The organism is Sphingomonas sp. (genome assembly GCF_039595165.1).
GTDB lineage: Bacteria > Pseudomonadota > Alphaproteobacteria > Sphingomonadales > Sphingomonadaceae > Sphingomonas.
Genome location: NZ_JBCNMA010000010.1, coordinates 42363 through 54169, shown reverse-complemented (window position 1 = coordinate 54169; position 11807 = coordinate 42363). Strand labels below are relative to the sequence as shown.

The window sequence follows — 11807 nt, the reverse complement described above, 5'->3', positions numbered from 1 at the left end:
CGCCGCTGCGCAGGTTGGCGACCTGCGCCTCACCGACGATCGACGGCGCATCGTCGTAGAGCACCGCGGTCGCGTTGATGATCGCGCGGCCGATGGTGATCTCCATGTCGCCCGGGATCTGCGCATTGGTCGCGGTCGCGCGGACTACCGCCTGCTGGTATTTGCCGTTCGCGGAGAGATCGACATTGCCGTTGATGCCCGAACCGGCAAAGGCGAGCGCGCCCGCGAACGGCCCGGCCGCGGTCTGCTGTAGCTTGCCGGTGATGTCGGTGCCGGCGAAGCGTGCCTTGCGCACGTCGACGGTGAGCGCGCGGCCGGTGCGAACCAGCACGTCGGCGGTGAACGGACCATAGCTCGTCGCGCCGGTGGCGGTCACGGCATAGGCATCGCCCTGCCCGCGGATGCGCGCCTGGAGGTTGGCGAGGCCGACGCCGAGCCCCGGCCGGGGCGCGCGCAGGTTGACGACCGGCGCGGTCAGGCTGCCGGTGACGCGCGCGAACACCGGGCCATAGGCATTGGAATAGCCGTCGGCGTTGAGCAGCAACGGCCCGTTGGGATCGTAGCGCCCGGAGCCGCGCAGGATCTTGAACTGCGGCGCGGCGAGTTTCAGATTGTCGAAGGTGATGATCCCGCTCGGGTCGAGCCCGACATTCACCCGCAGGATCGCATTGCCGCCGAGGAAATCGCGCACGCCACTGTTGAACAGCCGCGTGCTGCGCCCGACGATGCGGCCCTTGATCCCCCAGCCGCCGGACGCTGCGGCGTAGAGATCGGCGTCGGTCTCGATGTTGACGATGCCGATGCCGTCGATCGTATAGTCGTTGACCCGGCCTTTTAGCGCGCCGGTGTAGCGGCCGCTGCCGATGTCGGCGGCGATGATCGCGGTCGCGTCAATCCGGTCGGAACGGATGCGGAGGTTCTCCGACAGGACCTGGTCGCCGGTGATGGCGAGATCGCCCGCCAGCGTGACGTTGGTGAGCAGGCCGCCCGCCGCCTGGTTGAGCCCGGAGACGCGCGCGGCACGGGCGCGGATCGGCACGAGGATGCGGTCGGCATTCACCGTCGCGAGCCCCTCTGCATAGACGCGCTCGAGCACCGTCGTGCCGAAGCCGATCGCGGCGGCCTGGACCTTGTAGTCCACCGTCGGCGTCGCGAAGGGACCGTTCAACGCCACCGCGCCGATCACCGAGCGGCCGTTGAGATTGGGGGCGATCGCGCCGGGGGTGAGCAGCGCCGCCTCCACCCGGAACTGATCGAACGCACTCTTGCCGAGATCGATTGTGCCGGTGGTGGCGAGCGCCATCGCGCTGGAGCGGAGACGCAGGCGGGTGTCGGCGCGGCGCTCGTTCAGCGTGGCGTCGAGCGCGACCTGGAGATTGGGCGCAGTGAGCCGCTCGACCGGACCCTTGAGGTAGAGGCCGGGCTGGGCGGTGCCGCGGACCTGAAAGGTCCCCTTGCGCGCGGTGATGCCGAGATCGGCGAGTTGCGCGCCGCCGAGCGTGCCGACCGCGCGGCCCTGCCAGTTGCTCCAGCTGCCGCGCCCGCTGACGCGCGCGACGAGCGGCACCTCGAGCTTGGCAAGCCCGGCGACGAGGCCGCCGACCGGCGCGTTCAGGTCGGCGCGCAGATCGAACTTGTCGTCGTCGGGCACCGCGTCGAGCACCAACGCGAGCCGGTCGCCCCCCGTCGCGCCCAGCGTCCGGCCGTTGGCGATCACGCGCGCTCGCCGGTCGGCGATATTCGCCTCGCCGGTCAGCGTCGCGATGTGGCGCTGCCCTGCCACCGGCGGCTCGAGCACCAGCCGGTCGATCACAAGACGCCCGATATCGATGTCGATGTCGGGCAGCATCGGCGCATTGGGGTCGCCGGGCTTGAACGCCGGCAGGCGGCGCACCGTCACCAGCGGGCTGGTCGCCGAGCGGATGTCGACATGGTTGCTGAGGAACGCGAAGGGCCGCCAGTCGACCGCGATCGAGGGCGAGGTCGCGAACACGCCCTTGGTGTCGCTCACCCGCACGTCGCGCAACACCATCGCGCCGTAGATCGATCCCTCGATCCGTCCGACCTTGATGTTTAGGCCGGTAGCGGTGGTGAATCTGCCGAGCTGGTCGGCGACGAAGCGCTTGCCCGGGCTGGTGTTGAGCCCGAGGATCGCGAGCAGCAGCAGCGCGGCCAGGCCGATCAGCGCGATGAGAATCCACTTCGCGACCCGCTGCCATGTCGGCGTGCGGACGATCACGGTTTCATTCCCGGGCGGGAGCGTCTCCTCCGCCATCAGAAGGCCTGCCCGATCGAGATGTAGAGCGCGATCTTGCTCTCGCCCGGCTTGCGGTTGATCGGTGTCGCGACGTCGAGCCTCAGCGGGCCGAAATTGGTGTACATGCGCCCGCCGATGCCGAAGCCGAAGCGCATGTCGGTGAGCTTGGGCAGGCCGCTCTCATAGACTTGCCCGGCATCGACGAACGGCACGATCCCGAAATTGCCGAAGCGGTACCGCGCCTCGATCGCGAACTCGTTGAAGCTGCGTCCGCCGATCGGCTTGCCGTCGGGCGCGCGCGGGCCGAGCTCCTGATAGCCGAAGCCGCGCACCGATCCGCCGCCGCCGGCATAATAGCGCCGCGACGGGGCCAGCGCGTTCCGGTCGATCCCCTGGATCGTGCCGAAGCGGGCGCGGCCGGCGAGGACGATGCTGTCGGTGACCGGGTAGTAGCCGGTGCCTTCGAGCATCGCGCGGGCATAGGGCCGCGTCCCGCCGCGCACCGAGGTCTCGGGGCTGAGGTTGAGCTTCACGCGATAGCCGCGCGTCGGGTTGAGCAGGTTGTCGGACTTGTCCCAGCCCGCGAACAACGGCAGCGCGGCGATGAAATAGACCCCGCGTTCGCGCGCGCCGCGGTTGAAGTCGTAGCGGTCCTCGCTCGTGCCGACCAGCTCGACGCCGTAGCTGTAGGTCAGCTCCTTCTGCCAGATCGGAGTCGAATCGTACGACACGGTCGCCGACAGCGTGCCGGTGAGGCCGGTGAACGCCTCGACATCGGTGCGCAGCGCCGAGGCGACGAGCTGGAAGGTGCGGTCGCGACGCCCGGCATTGGAACGGCGGAAGGTCGCCGACGCGCCCTGCTCCTGCGTGCCAGCGACGGCGGAGAGGATCAGCGCGCCCTCGGGCGGGAACAGGTTGCGGTGCGTCCAGCTGACCTCGGCGCGCAGCCCCTGCCCGGTCGAATAGCCGAGCTCGCCGGCCAGCGTGCGCGGCGGACCGGCGGTCTGGCGCACGAGCAAGTCGACATATTCGGTGCCCTCGGCGGCGGCCTCGCCGGTCTTCACCGGCTCGACCGAGACGGTCGAGAACAGGCTGGTCGCGATCAGCGCGTCGCGCAGGTCGTCGACCTTGCGGCTGTCGTAGAGGTCGTCGCGGTCGAAGCGGGTGAGCACCTCGACATGCTTGGCGTCGAATGCCAGCTTGCCCTCGGTGGTGATGTTGCGGAAGCGCGCGCGCGGGCCGATCGTTACCGGCAGGGTATAGTCGCCGGTCTGCGTGGTCTCGTCGAGCAATATGTCGCGCTGGCCGACCTCGGCGAAGGGATAGCCGTTCTGCGGCAGGGCGACGCTCACCGCCGCTTCGGCCGCCTGGACGCGCACCGCGTCGATCGCCTCGCCGGTCTTGAGCTGGAAATTGTCGGCGATCAGGCTGGGCGGCACGGTCGGGTCGGCCTGGATATCGATCTTGCCGAGCTTGTAGAGCGGGCCCGGCACCGCGGCGATCGTCGCGGTGGTCGGCTGCCCGGCGGCGGCGGGCTGGTCGACCGTCGCCACCGCGGTCGCGTCATAATAGCCGAGCGACTTCATGAGGCGCACCGCCAGCGCCTCGTCCTCACGCGCCCGCGCCCCGATGATCGCGGCGTTGGCCGCCTCGCCGTCGCCGTCCTCAAGGGCGGAGAGATCGCGGAATTCGTCCTCCAGTCCGATCTCCTTGAGACCGGTCACGCGCGTGGCATAGCGGATCTCGACCGCATCCCCGTCATTGAGCTGCATCGCCTCGGCGATCGGGGTGGTGTCGAATTCGCTGAGCGGGGGCAGCGGCGCGGCGAGCTCGGTCTCCGCCTCGCCTTGGCCGAGCGGCGTCTCGGCATCGAGCGGGTCCAGGTCGACCGGTGCTTCGGCGGTCGCGCCTTCTGCCGGCGGCACGGGCCGCATCGGTTCGAGCGGCGCGTTCATGTCGTCGCTGAGCGGGGGAAGCGCCTTGTCGAACTCCTCGTCGGGCACGATCGGCTTCTCGTCCGACTCGGACGCGGTGCCCGGCTGCGGGGTCTCGACGGGCTTGGGGTCTTCGGCGGGCGCACTCTGGCCGGGCTGGCCGACGCTGCCGCTGATCTGTGCGAAGGCCGCGCCCGGCACGAGCGCGCTGCTCGCCAGCAGCAGGATCCCCAGTTCGACGCCCGAAATTGCCCTGTCCTCCCAAAGGGATCGCATATGTGCGTACCCGCTCGCTAACCCAACGAGCGAGCGGGGGGAAGGTTCAAGGGGCATCAACCGCGTTTTTGCAGGGTTCGACCGATGCTCCAAGGCGAAGCTAGTGGTTCCCGCCGCCGAAGCGCAGCCGCACCCCGGCATTGACCACGAAGCCGTCGGTCGGCGCCCAGGCATCGACGGTCCATTGCCCGTCGGAGGTACGGCTGGGCCGCAGCAGCGAGTTCCAGCGCGTCTGGCGGACGTTGAGGATGTTCTCGAGATTGACGAACAGGCGCGCCTTGCCCACCGCCGCCTCGGCCAGCAGTCCGAGCTCGAAATAGGGCTTGCCGGTAAGGCGATACGGGTTGTCCTCGAGCTCCTGCTTGCCGGTATAGTAGAGCTCGAGCCCGATACGGCCCTTGTCGTGATCCTCCCACATCGCGACCACGCCGGCGCTGTGGCGCGGGGTGAGCGGCACGGTGCGCCGCCCGCCGTTCGCCGGGTCGGGCTCGGTCGCGTCGAGATAGAGATAGCTCCCGGTCACCACGAACGCGTCCCAGCGGTAGCGCAGCAGCAGCTCCGAGCCACGAATACGGGTCTGGCCCGCGACGTTGACGAGGCGCACGCGGTCGGGCGCGACCGTATCGAGCCGGGTCGCGTCGTCCATGTTCGAGCCGAACAGCGTGACGTTGGCCTCGGCCCCGCTCCGGGCATAGCCGATGTCGAGCGAGGCGGTGGTGGCCGTTTCCGGCTCCAGCGCGCCGAGCGGTTCGAGCCGCGACAGGCCCGCCGCCTCGATCTCCTCGACGAACGGCGTCGGCGCGTAGAAGCCGCGGCCGCCCGAGACGCGCACCGTCCACGGGCCGGGCTTGTAGAGCAACGACAGGCGCGGGCTGAACTGGGTGCCATATTCATTGTGAAAGTCGAGCCGGGCGCTGCCTGCCAGAGTCAGCTGGGGCGCCACGTCCTGTTCGACCTGTGCGAAGACACCGGGCACGTCATAGGTGTAGTCGAACAGCGGGAAGGTCTTCGACCGGAAGCTGTCGCGTTGATACGCGACGCCGCCGACCCAGCTGGTGCCGCCCGTCCTGCCCGACAGCGAGGCCTCGGCGAACACCGTCCCGTGGCGGTCGTCTTCGACGACATCGCCGAAGCGGTGGACATGGCCCTGAGTCATGCCCGCCATGCGGACATGCGCTGCCAGATCGCCGCCGAGCGGCAGCTTCGCGACGAGGCCGGCGTCGAGCCGGTCGGTCTTCTGGTCCTGCCGGAAGGGGTTCCCGTCGGGCGCGGTGCGGCCGTCGAGCGTGCCGCCGCGCCGCTGCTCACCCATCGCCCCGCCGGTGAGGAACAGGCTCGCGCCGGCGCCATCCGCCCAGAACAGGCGCGGGCGCACCGTCCAGCGCTCATAGCCCGGCATGTCGATCCAGCCGTCGCCGTCGAGGTCGCGGCGGCGCTGGCGGTGCCAAGCGCCGGTGATCGACCCGCCAAACCCCTCGCCGAGCGGCGTCGCGGCATAGCCGGTGACATCCTGCCCGTCGCGCGTCGTGGCGTTGAACAGCAACTCCCCCTCGGCTTCGTCGCGCGGCCTGCGCGAGACGAGGTTGATGACGCCACCCAGCGCCGAGGGACCGTAGAGCGCCGAAGCGGCGCCCTTGATCACCTCGACCTGGCCGAGATCGGTCGGCGGGATTTGGAGCAGGCCGAGCGACGAGGCCTGGCCGCCATAAAGCGGCAGCCCGTCGGCGAGCAGCTGGGTGAACCGCCCGTCCATCCCCTGGACACGAATATTGGCGGCGCCCATCGCCGGCGCGGTGACCTGAACGCGCAACCCGCCGGTCTCGGCAAGGACCATGGCGATGTTGCCGGGGCGCATGAGGATCTTCTCCTCGATCTCTTCGCGATTGAGCACCTCGACCCGGACCGGCTCGTCCTGCACGCGGCGGTTGGAACGGGTCGCCTGGACGACGATCTCCTCGCCTTCCGCCTCGGCTTCGACTGAAGGCGGTGTGGCGCCGGTCTTGGCGGACACGGGACAGGCGGCAAGCAGTGAAACCCCCGCGAGGAGGGCGCACGAAATGGAACGTTTCATGTTGGATTTCCTGAACTGAACGAGCAACGGCACGGCGGAGGCCGCGCGGCGAGGTCAGGTCAGGTGGAGGGCGGCTGGAGCGGTGGCGCCTGCGCGTGCGAGCGCAGCGCCGCGACGCGTGGCGCGAAGATCGGCGCGGCACCATTCGCCCAGGCGTTGCCGCCATCGCGAAGCGCCTGGTCGGGCGCGACGGGGCAATGATGATGGCTGGCATGCGCGGGCTCGCCCGGCTGCTGGCGATCCTCGCCCTCATCCCCCGCGGGGTCGAGCAGCGCATGCTCGGCCACCGGCCCGCCATGCGCCTGCGCCGGCTCCGGGATATGCAGGCCGCACCAGATCAGCGTGAATATCAGCACGAGGCGCAGCAGCGGTCGCATCGCCGCACCTTTAGCGGCTCGTGGTCCGGCTGCCTAGCCGCGCGCCTTCGCGTCGGCGCGGAAACGGTGCAGCAGCGGCTCGGTATAGCCGTTGGGCTGGGCGACGCCCTCGAACACCAGCGCGCGCGCCGCCTGGAAGGCGAGGCTGGCGTCCGCATTCCCCGCCATCGGACGGTAAAGCGGGTCGCCCGCATTCTGCGCATCGACCTTGACCGCCATGCGCGCGAAGGCGGCATCGATATCGTCCGCGGTCGCGACGCCGTGGAGCAGCCAGTTGGCCATGTGCTGCGAGCTGATGCGCAGCGTCGCGCGGTCCTCCATCAGCCCGATGTCATGGATGTCGGGCACCTTGGAGCAGCCCACGCCTTGGTCGATCCAGCGAACGACATAGCCGAGAATGCCCTGGGCGTTGTTATCGAGCTCGCGCGCGACCTCCTCCGCCGTCCAGTTGCGGCCCTGCGCGACGGGGATGGTCAGCAGCGGGGTCAGGCCCGGTACTGCCTCGCCTGCGATCTCGCGCTGGCGGGCGAACACATCGACCTTGTGATAGTGCATCGCGTGCAGCGTCGCGGCGGTCGGCGAGGGCACCCAGGCGGTGTTGGCGCCGCTCGTCGGGTGGCCGATCTTCTGGTCGAGCATCTCGGCCATGCGATCGGGCGCGGCCCACATGCCCTTGCCGATCTGCGCCTTGCCGGAAAGGCCGTGGCGCAGGCCGATGCGGACGTTGCGGTCCTCATAGGCCTTGAGCCAGCTCGACGCCTTCATCTCCGCCTTGGGGATCATCGGCCCGGCGCGCATGCTGGTGTGGATCTCGTCGCCGGTGCGGTCGAGGAAGCCGGTATTGATGAAGGCGACGCGGTCCTTCACCGCATGGATGCACGCGGCGAGGTTGGCGGAGGTGCGGCGCTCCTCGTCCATCACCCCGACCTTGACCGTATGGCGGCCCAGCCCGAGCAGATCCTCCACCGCGTCGAACAGGCGGTTGGTGAAGCCGGCCTCCTCGGGGCCATGCATCTTGGGCTTGACGATATAGACGGTGCCGGCGCGGCTGTTGCGATACTGGCCCAGGCCGCGCAGGTCGTGGAGCGCGCAAGCGACCGTGACGATCGCGTCGAGGATACCCTCGGGCGCTTCCTCACCGTCGATCAGCACCGCCGGCGTGGTCATCAGATGCCCGACATTGCGCACGAACAGCAGCGAGCGGCCGGGCAGCGTCAGGTCGCTCGCGAAGGGACGGCGGTAGACGCGGTCCGCGGCCAGCCGCCGGGTCATCGTACGGCCGCCCTTGTCGAAGCTCTCCTCGAGGTCGCCGCGCATCAGGCCGAGCCAGTTGGCATAGGCCGCGACCTTGTCCTCGGCATCGACCGCCGCGATCGAATCCTCGAGATCGACGATCGTGGTCAGCGCAGCCTCGAGCACGACGTCGGCGATCCCGGCGGGATCGGTGCGACCGATCGGATGCTCGCGGTCGACCACCACCTCGACATGCAGGCCGTGATGCCGAAACAGCAGCGAGTCGCCACGCGTACCGACGAGTTGGCCCGGATCGGCGAGCGGCAGATCGCCGCCGGCGAAATCCGCCCACTTCATCCCGCTCAGCGGCACCGCTTCGTCGAGGAAGGCCTTGGCCGCCGCGATCACCTGCGCGCCTCGCGCCGCGTCATAGCCGCCAGCCCTAGCCTCGCCCGGCAGTGCGTCCGTGCCGTAAAAGGCATCGTAGAGGCTGCCCCAGCGCGCGTTGGCGGCGTTGAGCACGAAGCGCGCGTTGAGCGCCGGCACCACCAGCTGCGGGCCGGCCATCGTCGCGATCTCGGCGTCGACGTTCGCGGTGCCGATCGTGAACGCATCAGGCTCGTCGACGAGATAGCCGATCGAGCGGAGGAACGCTTCCTGCGCGACCGGGTCCGCCGCCCGCGCGGGATCCTCGGCGCACCACGCGTCGATCTGCGCCTGGAGATTTTCGCGCTTGGCGAGCAGCGTGCGGTTTTCCGGGGCGAACCGCTCGAAGATCGCCGCCGCGCCCGCCCAGAACGCCTCCGCCGCGATGCCCAGATCGGGCAGCACGCGCTCCTCGACGAAGCGCGCGAGCGGCTCCGCCACCGAAAGCCCGGCGCGCGACTGATAAGCGGTCATTGGAATCCTCCTGGGTGATGTGTGCACATGCCCTGGGGAGGCGGTGTCTGACTAGTCGAGCGGGGCGGCTTCGATCAACCCCCCGGGCCGATCGCCGCCGCGGCGTTCTCGACACGCTCGAGCATCGTGCGCAGCTGCGCCTGTTCGTCGTCGGACAGGCTCTCGAAGATACGGCGTTCGAGCTCGAGCGCCTTGGGCGCGACCTGGCGATAGAGCGCCCAGCCGTCGATGCTGAGCTCGAGCAGGTGCGAGCGCTGGTCGTCCGGGTTGGGCGTACGCGTCACCAGCCCGCGCTCGTAGAGCGAGATCGCCGCGCGGCTCACCGTCACCTTGTCCATCTGCGTGCGCCCGCACAAAGCCTGCTGGCTCATCGCCCCGAACTCGGCGAGCACGGTGACCAGACGCCACTCGGGAATGCGCAGTCCGAACAGCGATTGATAGGCCCCCGCGATCGCCCCCGAGACGCGGTTGGACGCCACGGACAGCCGGTAGGGCAGGAAGGCGTCGAGCTTGAGTGTTGCCGTCATAGGACAGTGATGCCCCGAACCCGATCCGGGCGCAATGACAGGATTACTTCATTGCGCCCAAATCGGGACTTGAGACAGAAAGTGTCAAGCCTCGACCTTGACCGGCTCCAGCTTCGGCGACAGCAGGTGGACGACCAGCAGCGCGAGGAAATAGGCGCCGCCCGCGACCCAGAAGAGCGGCCAATAGACCCCGAGGCGGTCGAGGACCTCGCCGGCATAGAAGGCCATCAGGATGCCGCCGACCGCGCCGACCGTCCCGCCGATGCCGACCACCGAGCCGACCGCGCCGCGCGGGAACAGGTCGGAGGGCAGCGCATAGAGGTTGGCCGAGAAGGCCTGGTGCCCCGCGGTGGCGAGGCCGATCACCAGCACCGCGACCCACACGCTCGAGATCGATTCGGCGAACACCACCGGCAGGATCACCAGCGCGCAGATCAGCATGGTCACCTTGCGCGCGAAGTTGGCCGACTTGCCCGCCTTCATCAGCCGCGAGGACAACCAGCCGCCCGCGACGCTGCCGACATCGGAAATCAGATACACCGCAGCGAGCGGCAGGCCGAAGGTCAGCAGGTTGAGGTCATACTGCTTGAACAGATAGCCCGGCAGCCAGAACAGGAAGAACCACCAGATCGGGTCGATGAAGAACTTGCCGAGCGCATAGGCCCAGGTCTCGCGGCGCGTGAGCACCGTGGCATAGCCGATCGGCTTGACCGGGTCGGCCGGGTCCTGCTCGATCCAGGCGAGCTCGCCTTCGCTGACCTTGGGGTGCTGACGCGGGCTGCGGTACATCGTCCACCAGGCGATCAGCCACACGAAGCTGACCACGCCGGTGATCACGAACGCCATGCGCCAGCCCCAGGCGACCACCATCAGCGGCACGACCAGAGGCGTGACCACCGCGCCGATATTGGCACCGGCGTTGAAGATGCCGATCGCCAGCGCGCGCTCCTTGGCCGGGAACCAGTCGGTCACCGCCTTGATGCCCGCCGGGAAGTTGCCCGACTCGCCGATGCCGAGGCCGAAGCGCGCCATCGCGAACTGAGTCATCGAATGCGCGCCGCCATGCGCGATGTGCGCGAGCTGCCAGATGACGAAGGCGACGGCATAGCCGACGCGCGCGCCGACCATGTCGACGAACTTGCCGAAGCCGATGTAACCGATCGCATAGGCGAACTGGAACCAGATGATGACGCCGGCAAAGTCACGCTCGGACCATTTGAGGTCCTCCATCAGCGTCGGCTTGAGCACGCCGATCATCTGGCGGTCGATATAGTTGATCACGGTCGCCGCGAAAAGCAGCGCCACGATCATCCACCGATAGCGGCCGGCATTGGCCGCCGCCTGGGCTCGAATTCCGTCAGCCCCGACCGGTGCCTGCGTGCCGTCCATCGTCTTCTCCCGTTACGCTGCGGGCCTGGCTGCCTCGATCGAGCAGCTCACCTGCATCTCCGCGAACGTCGCCGTCACCGTCGCGCCCACGCTCACCTCGTGCACGCCGGTCACGGCGCCCGAGGAAATCCATTGCCCCGGCTCGAGCGCGATACCGCGCGCCGCCAGCGCCTCGAACAGGAAACGCGCCGCCCCGAGCGGGCCGTCGAGCATGTCCCGGGCGACAGCCCTGCCAGCTTCCTGACCATCAATCAACAGTTGGACAGGCCAATTTTCGAGGCCCGAATTGCGCCAGTCCGGGATCGCCTCGCCAATCACCAGCCCGTAATTGTTGCCGAAGTCGGAAATGGTGACGAGCGGGCCGAGCGCGTTGATGCCGGGAAAGGGCGAGCTCGCGATCTCGATGCCGACATGCACCGCGTCGATGAGGTCCGCCGCCTCGTCCATCGTATAGCTGGTCTTGGCCGGATCGGGGGCGCGGCCGACGCGCAGCAGGAACTCGGCCTCGCCCGCGGCGAAACCATCGGCGAACACCGGCATTGCGGGGCTGACACCGCGGCCATCGTGGACCGAATCCGCGAAGATCGGGCCGGCCAGGCGGTTGGTGCCGAGCGCGCCGTCGAGCGGCGGGCCGATCTTTCCGACCTTCCATCCTGCCACCTGCCCGCCGTTCAGCGCCAGCGCGCGGTCCTGGATCGCATAGGCGTCGGCCAGCGAGGACGGCGGCGTGCCTGGATAGTCGGGAAGCCCGGTCGCGGCGCGGCGTGCGGCGACGAATGCCTCGGCGATCGCGTCCAGTTCGTTCATCCACCCCTCGCTTTGATCTATTGCGCGAGCGGTAAT

The 11807-nt window shown here is 69.1% G+C and carries 7 protein-coding genes and 1 pseudogene; all 8 read right to left on the bottom strand.

From position 1 onward, the window contains the following. A pseudogene (locus tag ABDV68_RS03400) lies at positions 1–2239 on the bottom strand (hypothetical protein); the annotation flags it as partial. Positions 2240–2274: 35 nt separating this feature from the next. Next, complete coding sequence (locus ABDV68_RS03395; RefSeq protein ID WP_343518242.1) at positions 2275–4467, bottom strand: BamA/TamA family outer membrane protein; 2193 nt, start codon at positions 4465–4467, stop codon at positions 2275–2277. Positions 4468–4567: 100 nt separating this feature from the next. Next, positions 4568–6538 (bottom strand): TonB-dependent receptor, encoded by a 1971-nt coding sequence (locus ABDV68_RS03390; RefSeq protein WP_343518241.1) that lies wholly within the window; start codon positions 6536–6538, stop codon positions 4568–4570. Positions 6539–6597: 59 nt separating this feature from the next. Next, positions 6598–6915: a hypothetical protein gene (locus ABDV68_RS03385; RefSeq protein WP_343518240.1), complete on the bottom strand. Its 318-nt coding sequence runs from the start codon at positions 6913–6915 to the stop codon at positions 6598–6600. A 33-nt stretch (positions 6916–6948) separates the two neighbouring features. Next, positions 6949–9048 (bottom strand): malate synthase G, encoded by a 2100-nt coding sequence (locus tag ABDV68_RS03380; protein WP_343518239.1) that lies wholly within the window; start codon positions 9046–9048, stop codon positions 6949–6951. Positions 9049–9122: 74 nt separating this feature from the next. Beyond that, positions 9123–9575, bottom strand: a complete 453-nt coding sequence (locus ABDV68_RS03375; RefSeq protein ID WP_343518238.1) for a MarR family transcriptional regulator — start codon at positions 9573–9575, stop codon at positions 9123–9125. Between the two features lie 84 nt (positions 9576–9659). Beyond that, positions 9660–10886: an MFS transporter gene (locus ABDV68_RS03370; RefSeq protein WP_343518246.1), complete on the bottom strand. Its 1227-nt coding sequence runs from the start codon at positions 10884–10886 to the stop codon at positions 9660–9662. 90 nt (positions 10887–10976) lie between these two features. Next, the gene (locus ABDV68_RS03365; protein WP_343518237.1) at positions 10977–11771 is read right to left on the bottom strand and encodes a 2-keto-4-pentenoate hydratase; all 795 of its coding nucleotides are present in this window, start codon (positions 11769–11771) and stop codon (positions 10977–10979) included. Positions 11772–11807 lie beyond the last annotated feature (36 nt).